Below are 16189 nucleotides of genomic sequence, written 5' to 3'. Positions count from 1 at the left end.
AATGTGCGTGTCATGCTACCTTCGGTAGGCTAGAACCATGTCCACGAACTCCTCCACTTTGCCAGATATGGCGGCCCATGTGCTGCTGGACGACCCCCAGGAATGGGCGGCCTTTGGGCGCATGCGCCGGTCTTCGGGCAGCAATACCCGAGATGCGGCGGCTGCGCCGACCGCGCCTGAGGCGCCAGAAGATGTGGTGTCCGACCCGGTGTGGGAGTCCAACGTCGTGCTGGAGGGCATGCACTGCACCGCCTGCGCCTTGACCATTGAAGACGCCCTGCGGGCGGTTCCGGGCGTGGAGCAGGTGGATGTGAGTGGCGCAACGCACCGGGCGCGTGTAGTTTGGCGCCCCAACCAGGTGCTGCCATCGCAGTGGATGGCAGCGGTTCAGAAGGCGGGCTATCGTGCCTTGCCTGCCATGGACTCCCACGCCCGCGAACAGCGCCAGCGCGAGAGCCGGCTTGCGCTGTGGCGCTGGCTGGTGGCGGGCTTTTGCATGATGCAGGTCATGATGTACGCGTGGCCCGCCTACGTGGCGCAGCCGGGCGATCTGACCGGCGAAATGGAGCAATTACTGCGCTGGGCCTCGTGGGTGCTGACGCTGCCGGTGGTGTTCTTTGCCTGCGGACCGTTTTTCACCAGCGCGCTGCGGGATATCCGCCAGCGCCGCATCAGCATGGACTTGCCGGTGGCTCTGGGCATGGGCATCACCTTTGTGGTGAGCACGGCAGGGACGTTCGACCCTTCGGGAATCTTTGGCCGCGAGGTTTTTTACGATTCGCTGACCATGTTTGTCTTTTTTCTCCTGACCGGTCGGTGGCTGGAGCTGCGTTTAAGAGACCGCACGGCCGGTGCGCTGGAGGCCGTCATGAACCGCCTGCCCGACAGCGTGGAGCGGCTGGGGGCCGATGGTGTCTTTGCACGCGTGGCCGCCCGTCGGCTGGCTGTGGGGGACACCATTCGTGTGCTGCCGGGCGAGGCTTTTCCTGCCGATGGCTGCATTACGCGAGGCAACACCCAGGCCGATGAAGCCCTGCTCACGGGTGAATCCACCCCGGTTGAGCGCCCCGAAGGCAGTCAGGTAACGGCGGGCAGCTACAACCTTCAGGCGCCGGTCGAGGTGAGGGTGGAGGGGATTGGTGGTCAGACCCGTTTCGCCCAGATTCTGGCCTTGATGGAAAGCGCTTCATTGCAAAAGCCCCGCCTCGCCCAACTGGCGGACCGTATTGCGCGGCCCTTCCTCTTGGCTGTGTTGCTGGCGGCCGGGCTGGCGGTTGTCTGGTGGTGGCCTTCTGACCCGGGCCACGCGCTGATGGTGGCCGTGGCGGTGCTTATCGTCACCTGCCCATGCGCCTTGTCTTTGGCTACGCCGGTGGCCATGTTGACGGCGGCGGGCACGCTGGCCCGCCATGGCGTGCTGGTGCGCAACCTGCAGGGGCTGGAGGCCCTGGCCAGCGTGGATGCACTGGTGTTTGACAAGACAGGCACGCTCACCCGGGACGGCATGGCTGTGCATTCGGTGCGGTGCGCACCAGGGCTGGACCGGGACGAGGCCCTGGCTCTGGCCGCCACGCTGGCGCGGCAGTCCATGCACCCCGCGTCCCGCGCCATTGTGGCGGCGGCACCGGCGGACAGCACTCGCTGGAGCGCGTTGAGCCTGCGTGAAGAGGCGGGCCAGGGGTTGACCGCCGAAGTGCACGACGCATCGGGCAGCGCTGCCCCGCGCTGGCTGCGCTTGGGTTCGGCTCGCCACGCGGGGGTGCCCGCGCAAGATGGTGGCGAGGCGCTGCAAGTGGTGCTTTCGGGGCAGGGGAGCGACGGCCAGTTCACTGAACTGGCGCGGTTTGATGTGATTGAAGATGTACGGCCCGAGGCAGCAGAGGTGGTGCGTGCGCTGCAACAGGCGGGAGTGTCGGTGCAGATATTGTCGGGAGACCGTCTGGGCGCGGTGCAGCGGGTGGCCACGCAGGCAGGCATATCCCAGGCGCAGGGCGAATGCACCCCCCAGGACAAGCTGGTTGCCTTGCAGGGGCTGCAGGCGCAGGGGCGCCATGTGGCCATGGTGGGCGATGGCCTCAACGATGGCCCAGTTCTCGCCGGGGCCAATGTATCGTTCGCCTTTGGGCGTTCGGTGCCGCTGGCACAATCACGTGCTGATTTCGTGGTGCTGGGGGGTAGCCTGTCGCTGGTTGCGCAGGCCGTGCTGCTGGCGCGTCAGACCTTGCGCGTGGTCAGGCAGAATCTATGGTGGGCTGCAGGCTATAACGCGCTGTGCGTGCCCTTGGCGCTGGTCGGCTGGATGCCGGCCTGGCTAGCGGGGCTGGGCATGGCGCTCAGTTCGCTGCTGGTGGTGCTGAACGCTGCCCGTTTGTCCCGTGCCTTGCCGGGTGCGCAGGCATCTGGCCCGTACATGCCAGAACAGGTGAAAGGCCCAGCCCCCATGACCACTGCTTCCCAATCTTCCCTGGACCCGGTCTGATGGACATCCTGTATTTGCTGATCCCCTTGTCTGTTATTTTGGTCTTGATGGTCCTGGCAGGTCTGTGGTGGGCGATCTATCACGGCCAGTTCGAGAGCGTGGAGCAAGAGGGCGAGCGTATTATTCGGGACGATTGACATGCATCAATGTCAAATAACCCTACTTAAATAAAACTATTCCAGTAATAAAACGAGGTGCCCGATGGATTCTCCAAAAACAATGACTGCGCACTACAACGACACGGTTGTGCGTCAGTTTTCTATCATGGCCGTGGTCTGGGGGGTGGTTGGCATGCTGGTGGGCGTGTTCATCGCCGCCCAGCTTGCTTGGCCAGAACTCAATTTCGGTATTTCCTGGCTTAGTTATGGGCGCTTGCGACCACTGCACACCAACGCGGTGATTTTTGCGTTCGGTGGTTGCGGCCTGTTTGCCACCAGCTATTACGTGGTGCAGCGTACGTGCCAGACGCGCTTGTTCGCACCGTCGCTGGCTGCGTTCACCTTCTGGGCCTGGCAGCTGGTCATTGTGGCTGCGGCGATCAGCTTGCCCCTGGGTTACACCCAGGGCAAGGAATATGCCGAACTGGAATGGCCTATCGACATCCTGATTGCCGTGACCTGGGTGTCCTATGCCATCGTGTTTTTTGGCACGATCGGCACGCGCAAGGTCAAGCATATCTATGTGGCCAACTGGTTCTTTGGGGCCTTCATCCTGGCGGTAGCCTTGCTGCACATTGTCAATAGTGCTGCCATTCCCGCAGGGTTCATGAAGAGCTATTCGGCCTATGCGGGTGTTCAGGATGCCATGGTGCAATGGTGGTACGGCCACAATGCTGTGGGCTTTTTCCTCACCACCGGCTTCCTGGGGATGATGTATTACTTCATCCCCAAGCAGGCGGGCCGTCCGGTGTACAGCTATCGCCTGTCCATCGTGCACTTCTGGGCACTGATCTTCACCTACATGTGGGCGGGCCCACACCACCTGCACTACACCGCGCTGCCTGACTGGACGCAATCGGTGGGCATGGTGTTCTCCCTGATTCTGCTGGCCCCGAGCTGGGGCGGCATGATCAACGGAATCATGACCCTGTCGGGCGCCTGGCACAAGCTGCGTGACGACCCCATCCTGCGCTTTTTGATCGTGTCGCTGTCGTTCTACGGCATGTCCACGTTCGAGGGTCCGATGATGTCCATCAAGACCGTCAATGCCCTGAGCCACTACACCGACTGGACCGTGGGTCACGTGCACTCGGGTGCCTTGGGTTGGGTGGGTCTGATCACCATGGGTTCGCTGTATTACATGGTTCCCCGCCTGTTCGGGCGCGAAAAGATGCACTCCATCAAGGCGATTGAGCTGCACTTCTGGATGGCCACCATCGGTATCGTGCTGTACATCGCCGCCATGTGGATTGCCGGTGTGATGCAGGGCCTGATGTGGCGCGCCATCAATGCGGACGGCACGTTGACCTATACCTTCGTTGAAAGCGTGAAGGCAACCTATCCGTTCTACGTGATCCGCGTGGCCGGTGGGCTGCTGTATCTAGGCGGCATGATCATCATGGCCTGGAACGTGTGGGCAACCGCTATTTCTGGTCGTTCGGTCAAGGTAGCCATTCCCGCCGTGAACGCTGCCCACGCCTGAGCCCGAAGGAGCCCATTCATGTCTGATAAAAACCAAAATGCTTCTGCCGGCTTCACCCATGAAAAGGTGGAAACCAACAATTTTCTGATGATCGTGCTGATCCTGCTGGTGATCGCCATCGGCGGCCTGGTGGAAATCGTGCCTCTGTTCTTTCAGAAGTCCACAACCGAGGCGGTAACCGGCGTGCAGCCGTACTCGTCGCTTCAGCTGATGGGGCGCGATGTCTACATTCGTGAAGGTTGCTACAACTGCCATTCACAGATGATCCGGCCCTTCCGCGCAGAAACCTTGCGCTATGGCCACTACTCGGTTGCTGGCGAATACGTGTACGACCATCCGTTCCAGTGGGGCAGCAAACGCACCGGCCCTGATCTGCATCGTGTGGGAGGAAAGTACAGCGACGAATGGCATCGCATTCACCTGAACAATCCGCGCGACGTGGTGCCCGAGTCCAATATGCCCGCGTATCCATGGCTTGAGAAAAACACCCTTGATCCAGCCGATGTAGCCCCGCGCATGAATGCGCTGCGAACCGTGGGCGTGCCTTATACCGATGAGCAGATCGCTGCGTCTGCCGCTGATGTGAAGGGCAAGACCGAGATGGATGCCTTGGTGGCTTACCTGCAAGTCATGGGCCGTGCGCTCAAGTAAAGGAAATTTGCCATGGACATCACGACCATGCGCATCGTCGCCACACTGGCATCGATGGCTTGCTTTATTGGCATCTGGGTCTGGGCCTACAGGGGCCGCAACAAGTCCAGGTTTGATGAGGCAGCCCAGCTGCCCTTCAAGCAAGATTGACCTTCACCAGAACGAGAACATCCCATGAGTGACTTCACCAGCAATTTCTGGTCGGTCTTTGTGACCACGCTGACCCTTGTCGGCATCATCGCCTGCGGCATTCTGCTTTGGATGGCGGGCCGCAAGAAAGTCTCGGCCACGGCCGACAACACCACCGGCCACGTCTGGGACGAGGATCTGGTCGAAATGAACAACCCCCTGCCGCGTTGGTGGGTGTGGCTGTTCGTTATCACCATCGTCTTTGGTCTGGGCTATCTGGCAGCCTATCCCGGTCTTGGCACCTTCACAGGCAAGCTGAACTGGACGCAAAAGGGCGAGTACGAGGCCGAAATGGCCAAAGCCAAGGCGGAAATCGAGCCTCTGTATGCACGCTTTGCGTCCATGAAGCCTGAAGACGTGGCCGTGGATCCGCAGGCACATGCCATTGGCGAGCGCCTGTTCATGAACAACTGTGCCCAGTGCCACGGTTCGGATGCTCGTGGCAGCAAGGGTTTTCCCAACCTTGCGGACAACGACTGGCTGCATGGCGGCAACCCCGAAAAGATCCGCGAAACCCTTGAAAAGGGGCGCATCGGCAATATGCCTCCCATGGCTGCTGCCGTCGGATCTCCGGAAGATGTCCGCAATCTGTCGCACTATGTCTTGAGTCTTTCGGGCAGCCCCCATGATTCCGTGCGGGCATCCTTGGGTAAGTCCAAGTTTGTCTCATGCGCGGCCTGCCATGGTATGGACGGCAAGGGCAACCAGGCTCTGGGAGCCCCCAACCTGACGGACGACATCTGGTTGCACGGCTGGGGCGAAGCGGCCATCACCACTATGATCAATAGCGGCAAGGTCAACGAGATGCCTGCGCAAGCAGACAAGCTGTCAGAAGCGCAGATCGGCGTGCTGGCTTCCTATGTATGGGGCTTGTCCAACAAGCCCGCCGCAGCCCGCTGAAATCGGGGCGACCCCGCCACCTCTGGCTGGGGTCGTCGTCCTGAAGTGTTTGTTTTTCTGCCTCCACCGCCAGCACCATGAAATCATCTGACAGGCCACCGCGCAAGGTCATTCCCATTGCGGCGGCCACACCCGATCCATCGGCAGAGGGCGAATTTGTTTCCCTCTACGAGGCGCAAAAGAAGATTTACCCGCGATCCATCAGTGGGTACTTTGCGCGTTGGCGGTGGGCCATGGTGTTTCTGACCCAAATCGTTTTTTATGGGTTGCCTTGGCTTGAGTGGGGCCAGCGCCAGATGGTGCTGTTTGATCTGGGTGCTCGCCGTTTCTATATTTTCGGCTTGGTTCTGTACCCACAGGATTTCATCTATCTGACGGGGCTGCTGATCATTTCGGCGCTTTCGCTGTTTCTGTTTACTGCGGTTGCGGGCCGGTTATGGTGCGGATTTGCTTGCCCACAAACGGTCTACACCGAGATATTCATGTGGATCGAGCACAAGATCGAGGGAGATCGCAGTGCGCGTCTGCGGCTGGATGCGGGCCCCTGGACATTTGAAAAAATCCGCAAGAAGTTCCTGAAGCAGGCCGTATGGGTGGCCGTGTCCCTTTGGACCGGTTTCACCTTTGTGGGTTATTTTGTGCCGATTCGGGAGCTGGGTCCTGAGCTGTTGGCTTTTGCTGGCGGCTGGCAGATTTTCTGGGTGCTTTTCTACGGATTGGCCACCTACGGCAATGCCGGTTTTATGCGGGAGCAGGTGTGCAAATACATGTGCCCCTATGCCCGTTTCCAGAGCGCAATGTTCGATCGAGATACGCTCATCGTCACCTACGACGAAGCCCGAGGCGAGCCGCGTGGCCCCCGAGTCAAGACGGTGGACTACAAGGCCAAGGGGCTGGGCGACTGCATTGACTGCACCTTGTGTGTTCAAGTGTGCCCGGTGGGTATTGATATCCGCAAGGGTCTGCAATACGAATGCATTGGCTGCGGCCTTTGCGTGGATGCCTGCAATACCGTGATGGACAAGATGCACTACCCCAAGGGCTTGATACGGTATTCAACCCAGAATGGTGTTCTCAATCGCTGGAATCAGTCGCAAATTTTGCGACATGTCTTGCGCCCTCGTGTGCTCATCTACACCGCCGTTCTGGTCGCATTGTGCGTGGGTATGTTAGTCAGCCTCACAACACGGACACCGCTCAAAGTGGATATTGTGCGGGATCGCGCCGCCTTGTCCCGCATTGTGGCGGGGGGCAAGCTTGAAAATGTTTATCGGCTGCAAATCATGAACGCTACAGAGGCTACGCAGCGCTATCGCATTTCAGCATCGGGCCTGGATGGCCTTGAGGTGGCCTCGGAGCAAGAGGTAGACATAGGCGCTGCGGAGTCTCGTTGGGTCGCAGTGCGGTTGCAAATCCCCTATGGATCGGCACCTCCAGGTTCTCACGCGATTCATTTCGACATTTCAGCGCTGGAAAGCGGCGGCAAAGTGGCTGAAAAATCCATTTTCCTGGTTCCACGCTGAGTGAAAGTCACTGTGCCCTACATGGTGGTTTGTGCGCTGTATTGCTGATGTTTCAAGGAGATTCCATGTCGTCCAACCCCGTTATCAATCGTGAACCGCAACCTTGGTGGAGATTCGGTCATGTCTGGCTGGTGATTGCCGGGCCGGTCATTGTGGTGATCGCTGGTTTTGTCACCTTGTGGCTGGCCATCAGCCGCCCAGACCCCGTTGTGGCCGAAGACTATTACCGCAAGGGGCTTGAAATCAACCAGACGCTGGCGCAACCAGAAAAAAGCTTGGCTCCTGCACTGAAAGCCCGGAACCACGCGGCGACTCCTGCCGGAGATCAGCCCCGCTGAGTTGGCACTCCGCATGCGCAATCTTTTGCCAAGATTAAAGGAAACAAGACGATGTGGACACAACGCCTGATGTGGATTGCATGGCCTGCCTTCATGGTGGCGGGCATTCTCGAAATGCTGGTTTTTGCCATGGTGGATCCGCAGGATCTGCATTGGTTTGGCCAGCCCTTGACGCTGTCTCGCGAGGGTGTCTACACCCTCGCTTTTTTCGTGTTCTGGATCATCACCATGGTTGCCAGTGCTATGACAACCCTGCTGTCCATGTCACCTTTTGAGCTCAATCGTTGTCCTGTGCCTGCGCATGCTCGGCCCGACGATTGTCACAAAGTGACGCCCTGCCCGTAGCCGCCATGCCGTTGCAGTGAGGCGACTCAGTGGGGGGCGCGATTTCAGGTGGCTGCTCAGTGGCAGGCCTGTTGGTTGTTGACGATTCGCCTGAGGGCTTCGGTGTCCAGAATGCGAACGTGGCGCTGCTTGACTTCCACGATGCCGTCTTCCACAAATTTGGAGAACGTTCGGCTCACCGTTTCCAGCTTGAGACCCAGGTAGCTGCCGATTTCCTCTCGTGTCATTCGCAGCACCAGCTCTGATTGAGAGAACCCGCGGGCATGAAGGCGTTGCACCAGATTGAGAAGAAAGGCTGCGAGGCGCTCCTCTGCGCGCATACTGCCAAGCAAAAGCATCACGCCGTGCTCGCGCACGATTTCACGGCTCATGATCTTGTGAACGTGGTGTTGCAGTGCAGAGACTTCGCGCGACAGCTCTTCGATGCGATCGAAAGGCATGACACACACTTCGGCGTCTTCGAGCGCGACGGCATCGCAGGTGTGGTGATCGTTGACGATGCCATCCAGTCCGATGATTTCACCGGCCATCTGAAAGCCCGTGACCTGATCGCGTCCGTCTTCCGTGGCGACGCAGGTCTTGAAAAACCCGGTACGGATGGCATAGAGCGAAGTGAACGACTCGCCATTGCGAAACAGCGTACTTCCCCGTTTGATTTTTCGTCGTACAGCCACGACTTCATCAATCCGTTGCAGCTGCTGCTCGTTCAGACCAACGGGCATGCAGAGTTCTCGCAGGTTGCAGTTGGAGCAGGCGACTTTGATGGTTTGCGGATTCATGGACACTGGAGTCTAGTTGGGCAGGGATAATTGGTGTGTGGCTGGCGGGACGCGATTTGTGCGCTCGGCTGCTGACATGAATCAAATTGTCGCCGCTACGTCCGACCATCCTCTTGATTAAAGTCAAGGACGTTGGGCGAAGGGTACGGCACAGTACTGCTGCACGCAAGGATATTTTCCAATGACCGCTGTTTCACCAGAACTTCTGCGCCGTTTTGACGTGCCAGGGCCCCGTTACACCTCATACCCAACGGCCGACAGGTTTGTCGAAGCTTTTGGGCAGGAGGATTATGCCCTCGCGCTTTCGCAGCGTCGGCTTGGCACCACGGCGATGGCGTTGCCATTGTCCCTGTACGTCCATATCCCCTTTTGCGAATCGCTGTGTTACTACTGCGCTTGCAACAAAATCATCACCAAGCACCACGACCGTGCGGATGTGTACTTGCGCTACTTGAGCCGCGAGATTGATCTGCACACGGCCCATTGCGGCACCGGGCAGGTTGTCAGTCAGCTGCATTTGGGGGGGGGAACACCTACGTTCCTCTCGGACGATGGATTGCGGCAGCTCATGGCCACGCTGCGGCGCAGCTTCACTTTCGCCCCGGGCGGAGAGTACTCCATCGAAGTGGACCCACGCACTGTCACGGCAGATCGGCTGGCGGTGCTGGCCGAGTTGGGCTTCAATCGTCTGAGCTTCGGCGTTCAGGATTTCGATGCCGAGGTTCAGAAGGCCGTGCACCGCATCCAGCCCGCAGAGCAGGTCTTCGCGCTCGTGGAGGCGTCGCGCGCGCTGGGCTTTGAGTCGGTCAATGTCGATTTGATCTACGGGCTGCCACGCCAGACACCCGAGTCATTCGACCGCACTTTGGCTCAGGTGGTCCAGTTGCGCCCAGACCGGATTGCTCTGTATGCCTATGCGCACTTGCCAGATCGCTTCAAGCCTCAGCGGCGCATTCTCTCGACAGAACTGCCCGCGGCGTCAGCCAAGGTGACCATGCTCTCGCGCTCGCTGGACACTTTCATGGAAGCCGGGTATGTCTATGTGGGCATGGACCATTTTGCTTTGCCCACCGATGCTTTGGCCGTTGCCAAGCGGCAAGGGCGACTGCACCGCAATTTTCAAGGTTACAGCACCCAACCCGATTGCGACCTCATTGGCTTGGGGGTGTCGGCGATCGGCAGGGTGGGTGCCACCTACAGTCAGAACGCCAAGTCGCTCGAGGAATATTACGACCATCTGGACCAGGGACGTTTGCCTGTGGTGCGTGGATTGGCGCTGAACCGTGACGATCTGGTCCGAAGGGCTGTCATCATGGCGCTCATGTGCCAAGGTGAATTGCAGTTTGAACCCATTGACCAAGCGTGGCTTATTGATTCTCGGAAGTATTTTGCGCCCGAGCTGGAGCAGCTGGAGACCATGGCCGAACAAGGTCTTGTTGTGCTGAATTCAGAGAGCATCAAGGTGACGGCCATGGGATGGTTTTTTGTGCGCGGCATCGCAATGGTGTTTGACCGCTATTTGCAGGCGGACCGCAATCGGGCCAGGTTCTCACGCATCATCTAGCGTTGACTGAATGGACTGTGCACCCTAATAAATGCTTGCGCCTCTCGCCGTAACTGCCTTGTTCATGGGTCTCGCAGGCGGGCCCCATTGCTTGGCCATGTGCGCTGCACCTTGCGGTGCGCTGGTGGGGCAGGGCGGGGCGCGTTCCACTGCGGACGAAACCGGCAACGTTGCGGTTCAGGCAGTGCAGTGGGTTCCGCAAGGCGGCATGCCGCGCCGGTTGCTGGCGTTTCACCTTGGGCGCCTGTTTGGCTATGCCGGGGCGGGCGCGCTGGCAGCGCTGGCCATGGAGAGCCTGGCCTGGCTGACGCAGCAAACCATGGCCCTGAGTCCGGTATGGACCTTGATGCACGTTGCAGTCATGGCCTGGGGCTTGATGATGATGGTGCAGGCGCGTCAGCCGGTGTGGGTGGAGCGGGCCGGGCGCACGGCTTGGCGCCGCGTGCAACCTCTTGTCCGTGCACCTGGAGGGCTGATGGTGGCGGGGCTGCTTTGGGCCCTCATGCCTTGCGGATTGCTTTATTCGGCGCTGCTGGTTGCCGCGCTCAGCGGTGGTGCACTGCAGGGCGCCGTCACCATGCTGCTTTTCGGAGTGGGCAGCGGTCTTTGGCTTGTGGGTGGCCCTTGGTTGTGGGGCCGCTTGCGTACACGCATCAATGCGGTGCGCGCCAGCTGGGGAACCCGGCTGGCGGGGGCGCTACTGGTGGGGGTTGCTGGTTGGGCCCTGTGGATGGATCTGATCTACAAACCCTCCTTGTGGTGCCGTTAGTTGCAAGGCAACCGTGTTGGAGTCGGTGATCGGGCGATAATTGCAGTAACTCTTGGTGGAATTCATCTCACCATGTATCTTTTTATGTGCTGTGAATTCTTCCCTCCTCATTGACATCAGTCAGCTTCGCATCGGCATGTACGTTCAGTTGGACGTGGGCTGGTTGCACCATCCTTTCCCAGTGAGCCGCTTTCGCATCGTTTCGGCGAGCCAGATTGCCACGCTCAGGGAGCTTGGTCTTTCCGAAGTTCGTTACTATCCCCATAAAAGTGATCCCGCACTGGACGCGGTCGTGGCCAAGGTGCCTGATGTGGACGACCCGGAATTGGCAGCAGACCCGGTTGTCCCGGCTGTAATTGCAGATTCCATCGCCGCCCAGAATCGCGCCCACTTGCAGCGTCAGAACCAGCTATTGGCCGCATGCAACCAGCGTTTCGAGGACGCGACACGGCAGTATCAGGCCGTAGAGCGTGCAGTTGGCGCGCAGCGAGACCTGGCTCGCCATCACAGCGAAGCGCTGGTGGCGGACTGCCTGAAGGAATTGCTGCAGAACGGGGACGTAGTGATCCGTCTCCTGTCAGAAGGCGTGGGCGAGAGCAGCGCGCTGCACCCCGTCAATGTCATGGTGGTCAGCCTCTTGCTGGGCAAGGCTTTGGGCATGAAAACCCCGGAAATGCACCAGCTCGGGATGGCTGCGTTGCTGCACGATCTGGGCAAGCTCAACGCACCAGCTGACGCCGGGCTCACTCCGGCCGCGCGAGAGCGTTATGAGGCGCATGTGGGGCATTCAGTCGCTTTTGCCCAGCAAATGGGACTGTCAGATGCTGTTCTGACCGCAATAGCCCAGCACCATGAAATGGCAGACGGTAGCGGATTCCCCCTGCGTCTCGTGGGCGAAGATATGGGGCGCGCGGGCCAGATTCTGGCCTTGGTCAATCACTACGACCGCATGTGCAACCCGGTGGGAAGTGTGGAGGTCCTGACTCCCCACGAAGCCCTTTCGGCGATTTTTGCCCAGCTCAAGTCGCGCTTTGATCCGGTGGTACTGGGAGCCTTCATCCGAATGATGGGGGTTTATCCGCCAGGATCCGTAGTTCAGCTGGTGAATGACCGTTACGCGATTGTGGTTTCGGTCAACTCTTCCAGGCCGCTGCGCCCCAAGGTGATTGTTCACGACATCCGCGTTCCCAAGGACGAGGCGCCGGTGCTGGACCTGGAGGAGATGCCCGAACTGGGTATACGACGCAGTCTGAAGCCTGCCCAGTTGCCTCGCGATGCACTCGATTACCTGTCGCCTCGCAAGCGGATCTGTTATTTTTTTGAGCGCGCCGTAGACCCCGGTTCCGATAAGGCGCAAGCGTGAGTCTTTTTCCGACGCACGCCTGGCTGGATGGCTTGCTGGAGGCCGTTTGGCTCGTGGACGAAAAGAGCCTGTGCATCTTGCAGGTGAACAAGGCGGCGGAGCGGTTGGCTGGACTGCCAGGCAGCGACATGGTAGGCAAGCCCGTGACAAGCCTGGCAGCGACGCCCCAGGACCATGCCTTCTGGGCCGAGCCCAAGGCCACCCTTGCAGCTGGCATTCACTCTCACACCAGCATGTTGCGAGCAGATGGTGTGCTGGTGCCTGTGGATCGACGCGTCACATGGGTGAACCCGGGCGATGGGCACGCTGTTCTCATGCTCACCATGCTGGACCGCAGTGCCCAGAACGCTACCGAGCAGGAGCTGGAAACCTTGCTCTCCGAATTGCGCGCCACCCTCGACTCCGCTGCCGACGGCATGCTGGTGTGCGGGCTTGACGGGCGCGTGCGTGCCTTTAACCAGCGGCTGGCGCAAATCTGGAATATTCCGCGGGCGCTATTGCTGCAGCGCAATGACGCTGCGGTGCACGAGCATCTCTCATCCATGGTGGTGGATGTAGAGGACTATCAGGCGCGCCTTGCCGCCATTGAATGTGAGCCGCTGCTGGAGCGCACCGACATCCTGGAGTTGCACGGCGGCATGACGGTGGAGCGCCGCGTTGTGCCCCAGCTTCACAAGGGACGACCCGTGGGACGTGTGTATTCCTTTCGGGACATCACCCGCCAGACCGAGGTGCAGGCTAGCCTGCGTCTGGCGGCACGGGTTTTTGATTCCAGCCTGGACGCCATCTTCATTGCAGATAGCCAGCACCAGCTCATGCGCATGAATCCGGGCTGCGAGCGTTTGGTTGGGCCTTGCTCTGCAGCGTTTGAGGGATGCCTGGCGGCGTCCTTGTTTGGTAGTGGTTCGGACGCATCCTTCATGGAACAGGTGCTGGCCGGATGGGATCGTGAAGGCTTCTGGGAGGGCGAGCTCTGGTTGCCACGCGACAACGGTGCCTACTGCGCCGTGCATCTTTCATGGGTTGCGCTGCGCGATGATGAAGGCCGGGTTGTACAAAGCATTGGCTTCATGCGCGACCTCACGTTGCAGCACGCGGCCCAGAAACGCATTGAAGAACTTGCCTACAGCGATGTGCTGACCGGTTTGCCCAACCGGTTGCTGCTATCGCAGAGGGTGCACACCGCGATTCAGGGCGGGCGGGCCAGCGACACCGGCTTTGCCATCCTTTTCCTGGATCTGGACCGGTTCAAGATCATCAACGACTCTCTGGGCCATCCCTTTGGTGATCGGGTATTGCAGTTGGTCGCCGAGCGCCTGCAGGCTTGCCTGCGACAGACCGACATGTTGTGCCGCCTCGGTGGCGACGAGTTCGTGATTTATTTGCATGGCGCCGACGCCGTGGTGGCGGAAAGCGTGGCAGGCCGGATACTGGACGACATGCTCAGGCCGTTCTTGCTGGATGGCATGGGGTTCTCCATCCAGTGCAGCATTGGCATGGCGCTGTATCCGCAAGACGGGGTCACGCTGGACGATCTCATCAAGCAGGCCGACACGGCTATGTACCGCGTCAAGGAGCGGGGGCGTGGCAGCTATGGCTTTTACCAGCCACAGATGAACGCCAACCTGCTCTCGCGCATGAAGCTCGAGCACGCCATGCGCCAGGCGCTGGGTGAGCAGCGCCTGTCTGTGCATTATCAGCCGCAGGTGAACCTCATTACCGGCAGGATCATCGGGGCAGAGGCGCTGATCCGATGGATGGACCCTGAGTTTGGTGCCGTATCACCCGCACAGTTTGTGCCGTTGGCTGAGGAGTCCGGCTATATCGTGACGCTGGGGGCATGGGTGATGGAGCAGGCTGTGCGCGAAGCTGCGCAATGGATGCGGGATGGCATGCCCATTGTGGTGTCCGTCAACGTTTCTGCGCTGGAGTTTCGCCAGGCCGATTTCGTGGAACGTCTGACGCGTCTGCTGGCAGTGCACCAGTTGCCACCGACCTTGCTCGAACTGGAGCTGACCGAAACCATCTTGCTGCAGGATGCGCACGAAATGGAGCTGCGCTTGGGAGCCCTGTCAGAGCTTGGTGTGAGCCTCGCCATCGACGACTTTGGGACGGGCTACTCCAGCCTTGCTTATCTGAAGAAGCTGCCCATCCACAAGCTCAAGATCGACCAGTCGTTCGTGCGGGGCCTGCCCGAAGACGATGGGGACCGTGCCATTGTCAGTGCTATCATCAGCATGGGGCGCGCGCTGCATATCGAAGTGGTGGCAGAGGGTGTGGAAACATCTGCCCAACGCGCCGTGCTGCAACAGATGCAGTGTGGCCATTTTCAGGGATACCTGTGTTCGCCTAGCCTGCCTTCGGCCGAGTTCCGGCAACTGCTGGGCAAGTCCACCCTCGGGCTGGCGCAGTTTGCGCCAGAGAGGCCTGCCACCTAGACTGGGCGAATAGCTCGCTCCCGCAGCGCAAGAGCACGGGGAGGGCGCTCAGCATGTGGCCTTACCGTATCGCAGGGGGTTTCCCTCAGAACGCGGACACGCCCTTCCAGAGCATGTAGGCCGCCAGCACGAACAGCAAACTGGCAAACACACGTTTGAGCTGTTTCACGGGCAGTTGGTGCGCGGCGCGGGCGCCCAAGGGCGCTGTCATGACGCTGCAGGTGGCGATGACTGCCAGAGCCGGCAGCCAGATATAGCCGAGCGAGGCTGCGGGCAGGCCGTCCACGGATTGACCGCCCACCGCATAACCCACCACATTCGCCAAGGCAATCGGAAAGCCCAGTGCGGCACTGGTGGCGACGGCATTGTGAATGGCCACGTTGCACCAGGTCATGAAGGGCACGCTGACAAAACCACCACCGGCACCCACCAGGCCGGACAGGAAACCAATCAGCCCCCCGGCCGCCAATTGACCGCCGGGTCCCGGCATCTGTCGGGACGGCGCCGGTTTTTTGTCCAGAAACATCTGAAATGCGGAGAAGCTCACAAAAAGCCCGAAGAAGATCGCCAGAAATGCACCCTTGAGCAGCGAAAAAACGCCCAGGCTCGCCACCAGTCCGCCGATAACGATGCCCGGCGCCAGCCGCTTCACGCTGTCCCAGCGCACCGCACCCCGCTTATGGTGTGCGCGCACGCTGGAAATCGAGGTGAACATGATGGTGGCCATGGAGGTGGCAATGGCCATCTTGACGGCGAGATCGGGGGCTACTTGCTGGTGGCCCAGGATGTAGGTCAGGAAGGGCACCAGCAGCATGCCACCACCAATGCCGAGCAGGCCCGCCAGAAAACCTGTGCCCAGACCGAGGATTCCGAGTTCAACAATCAGAAGGGGGTCGAGCATCATGCAAAGGATTCCGGGGGTACTGAAGGCGCGACGTCTGCGCAGAGCGTTGCTGCACTGACGGGGGCAAAAAGAGGGTGTCTGCAAGTGCCACCGGACCGGCATCCTGAACCGGGGGTTCAGGTGGGCGAGGGCAGCCAGGCGTTGGGTTCATCTGACGCGAGATGATCACGCTCACCGGGCGATGTACCAAGCCCGTGCTCAATGAGCATTGGTTCAAGGAAATATAAAGCCCGGCAGCACCGCAGACACCTCCATTGTAGGCGCTGGATGCATGCCCTGCAGGCGCTGCCGTTGTAAACAGTGGCT

15 protein-coding genes and 1 other RNA gene are annotated in these 16189 nt (G+C 60.0%); 13 read left to right on the top strand and 3 right to left on the bottom strand.

Annotated elements, in window-relative coordinates; all coding sequences use genetic code 11:
• Positions 1 to 37 precede the first annotated feature (37 nt).
• The 9 genes from K226_RS0114130 (at position 38) to K226_RS0114090 (ending at position 8066) form a co-directional block, all read left to right on the top strand.
• Positions 38 to 2479: a cation-translocating P-type ATPase gene (locus K226_RS0114130; protein WP_024815440.1), complete on the top strand. Its 2442-nt coding sequence runs from the start codon at positions 38 to 40 to the stop codon at positions 2477 to 2479.
• Positions 2479 to 2616 (top strand): cbb3-type cytochrome oxidase assembly protein CcoS, encoded by a 138-nt coding sequence (gene ccoS / locus K226_RS0114125; RefSeq protein ID WP_024815439.1) that lies wholly within the window; start codon positions 2479 to 2481, stop codon positions 2614 to 2616. The genes K226_RS0114130 and ccoS overlap by 1 nt, the downstream gene beginning before the upstream one ends.
• Before the next feature lie 64 nt (positions 2617 to 2680).
• Positions 2681 to 4120 carry a cytochrome-c oxidase, cbb3-type subunit I gene (gene ccoN, locus K226_RS0114120; protein ID WP_024815438.1) on the top strand — a complete coding sequence of 480 codons (1440 nt, stop codon included), beginning with the start codon at positions 2681 to 2683 and terminating at the stop codon, positions 4118 to 4120.
• 18 nt (positions 4121 to 4138) lie between these two features.
• Positions 4139 to 4771: a cytochrome-c oxidase, cbb3-type subunit II gene (gene ccoO / locus K226_RS0114115; RefSeq protein ID WP_024815437.1), complete on the top strand. Its 633-nt coding sequence runs from the start codon at positions 4139 to 4141 to the stop codon at positions 4769 to 4771.
• Positions 4772 to 4783: 12 nt separating this feature from the next.
• The gene (locus K226_RS0114110; protein ID WP_024815436.1) at positions 4784 to 4921 is read left to right on the top strand and encodes a cbb3-type cytochrome c oxidase subunit 3; all 138 of its coding nucleotides are present in this window, start codon (positions 4784 to 4786) and stop codon (positions 4919 to 4921) included.
• Between the two features lie 24 nt (positions 4922 to 4945).
• Positions 4946 to 5860, top strand: a complete 915-nt coding sequence (gene ccoP, locus K226_RS0114105; RefSeq protein ID WP_024815435.1) for a cytochrome-c oxidase, cbb3-type subunit III — start codon at positions 4946 to 4948, stop codon at positions 5858 to 5860.
• Between the two features lie 77 nt (positions 5861 to 5937).
• A complete protein-coding gene (ccoG, locus tag K226_RS0114100; protein ID WP_024815434.1) occupies positions 5938 to 7383 on the top strand; it encodes a cytochrome c oxidase accessory protein CcoG in 1446 nt (481 codons plus the stop codon).
• A gap of 65 nt (positions 7384 to 7448) precedes the next feature.
• The gene (locus K226_RS0114095; RefSeq protein WP_024815433.1) at positions 7449 to 7721 is read left to right on the top strand and encodes a FixH family protein; all 273 of its coding nucleotides are present in this window, start codon (positions 7449 to 7451) and stop codon (positions 7719 to 7721) included.
• Positions 7722 to 7772: 51 nt separating this feature from the next.
• Entirely contained in the window at positions 7773 to 8066 is a 294-nt protein-coding gene (locus K226_RS0114090; RefSeq protein ID WP_024815432.1) for a hypothetical protein, read from the top strand.
• Positions 8067 to 8122: 56 nt separating this feature from the next.
• Here K226_RS0114090 and fnr read toward each other — a convergent pair whose 3' ends face one another.
• Positions 8123 to 8845, bottom strand: a complete 723-nt coding sequence (fnr, locus tag K226_RS0114085) for a fumarate/nitrate reduction transcriptional regulator Fnr (protein ID WP_024815431.1) — start codon at positions 8843 to 8845, stop codon at positions 8123 to 8125.
• 181 nt (positions 8846 to 9026) lie between these two features.
• On the opposite strand from fnr, the gene hemN reads away from it, so the two are divergent.
• From hemN to K226_RS0114065, 4 genes are all read left to right on the top strand, one after another.
• Positions 9027 to 10409: an oxygen-independent coproporphyrinogen III oxidase gene (hemN, locus tag K226_RS0114080; RefSeq protein WP_024815430.1), complete on the top strand. Its 1383-nt coding sequence runs from the start codon at positions 9027 to 9029 to the stop codon at positions 10407 to 10409.
• 31 nt (positions 10410 to 10440) lie between these two features.
• Positions 10441 to 11178 carry a sulfite exporter TauE/SafE family protein gene (locus tag K226_RS0114075; RefSeq protein WP_024815429.1) on the top strand — a complete coding sequence of 246 codons (738 nt, stop codon included), beginning with the start codon at positions 10441 to 10443 and terminating at the stop codon, positions 11176 to 11178.
• A gap of 91 nt (positions 11179 to 11269) precedes the next feature.
• Positions 11270 to 12541, top strand: a complete 1272-nt coding sequence (locus tag K226_RS0114070; protein WP_024815428.1) for an HD-GYP domain-containing protein — start codon at positions 11270 to 11272, stop codon at positions 12539 to 12541.
• Positions 12538 to 14979 carry a bifunctional diguanylate cyclase/phosphodiesterase gene (locus tag K226_RS0114065; protein ID WP_024815427.1) on the top strand — a complete coding sequence of 814 codons (2442 nt, stop codon included), beginning with the start codon at positions 12538 to 12540 and terminating at the stop codon, positions 14977 to 14979. The genes K226_RS0114070 and K226_RS0114065 overlap by 4 nt, the downstream gene beginning before the upstream one ends.
• A gap of 85 nt (positions 14980 to 15064) precedes the next feature.
• Here the strand turns inward: K226_RS0114065 and K226_RS0114060 are convergent, their stop codons facing one another.
• Both K226_RS0114060 and ssrS read right to left on the bottom strand, forming a co-directional pair.
• The gene (locus K226_RS0114060; protein WP_024815426.1) at positions 15065 to 15880 is read right to left on the bottom strand and encodes a sulfite exporter TauE/SafE family protein; all 816 of its coding nucleotides are present in this window, start codon (positions 15878 to 15880) and stop codon (positions 15065 to 15067) included.
• 74 nt (positions 15881 to 15954) lie between these two features.
• Positions 15955 to 16134, bottom strand: a non-coding RNA gene (gene ssrS / locus K226_RS19565) — 6S RNA.
• Positions 16135 to 16189: the final 55 nt, after the last annotated feature.

Origin of the sequence: Acidovorax sp. JHL-3 (assembly GCF_000526295.1) — a bacterium.
In the GTDB taxonomy this organism is placed as follows: Bacteria; Pseudomonadota; Gammaproteobacteria; order Burkholderiales; family Burkholderiaceae_C; genus Acidovorax; species Acidovorax defluvii.
The sequence above is the reverse complement of the archived record's forward strand: the minus strand, read 5'-3'. Positions and strand labels throughout refer to the sequence as shown.

Excerpts from the sequence above, each read along its gene's own strand:
- K226_RS0114130 (WP_024815440.1), top strand. The coding sequence starts at position 38 with ATGTCCACGAACTCCTCCACTTTGCCAGATATGGCGGCCCATGTGCTG.
- ccoS (WP_024815439.1), top strand. The coding sequence starts at position 2,479 with ATGGACATCCTGTATTTGCTGATCCCCTTGTCTGTTATTTTGGTCTTG.
- ccoN (WP_024815438.1), top strand. The coding sequence starts at position 2,681 with ATGGATTCTCCAAAAACAATGACTGCGCACTACAACGACACGGTTGTG.
- ccoO (WP_024815437.1), top strand. The coding sequence starts at position 4,139 with ATGTCTGATAAAAACCAAAATGCTTCTGCCGGCTTCACCCATGAAAAG.
- K226_RS0114110 (WP_024815436.1), top strand. The coding sequence starts at position 4,784 with ATGGACATCACGACCATGCGCATCGTCGCCACACTGGCATCGATGGCT.
- ccoP (WP_024815435.1), top strand. The coding sequence starts at position 4,946 with ATGAGTGACTTCACCAGCAATTTCTGGTCGGTCTTTGTGACCACGCTG.
- ccoG (WP_024815434.1), top strand. The coding sequence starts at position 5,938 with ATGAAATCATCTGACAGGCCACCGCGCAAGGTCATTCCCATTGCGGCG.
- K226_RS0114095 (WP_024815433.1), top strand. The coding sequence starts at position 7,449 with ATGTCGTCCAACCCCGTTATCAATCGTGAACCGCAACCTTGGTGGAGA.
- K226_RS0114090 (WP_024815432.1), top strand. The coding sequence starts at position 7,773 with ATGTGGACACAACGCCTGATGTGGATTGCATGGCCTGCCTTCATGGTG.
- fnr (WP_024815431.1), bottom strand. The coding sequence starts at position 8,845 with ATGAATCCGCAAACCATCAAAGTCGCCTGCTCCAACTGCAACCTGCGA.
- hemN (WP_024815430.1), top strand. The coding sequence starts at position 9,027 with ATGACCGCTGTTTCACCAGAACTTCTGCGCCGTTTTGACGTGCCAGGG.
- K226_RS0114075 (WP_024815429.1), top strand. The coding sequence starts at position 10,441 with ATGCTTGCGCCTCTCGCCGTAACTGCCTTGTTCATGGGTCTCGCAGGC.
- K226_RS0114060 (WP_024815426.1), bottom strand. The coding sequence starts at position 15,880 with ATGCTCGACCCCCTTCTGATTGTTGAACTCGGAATCCTCGGTCTGGGC.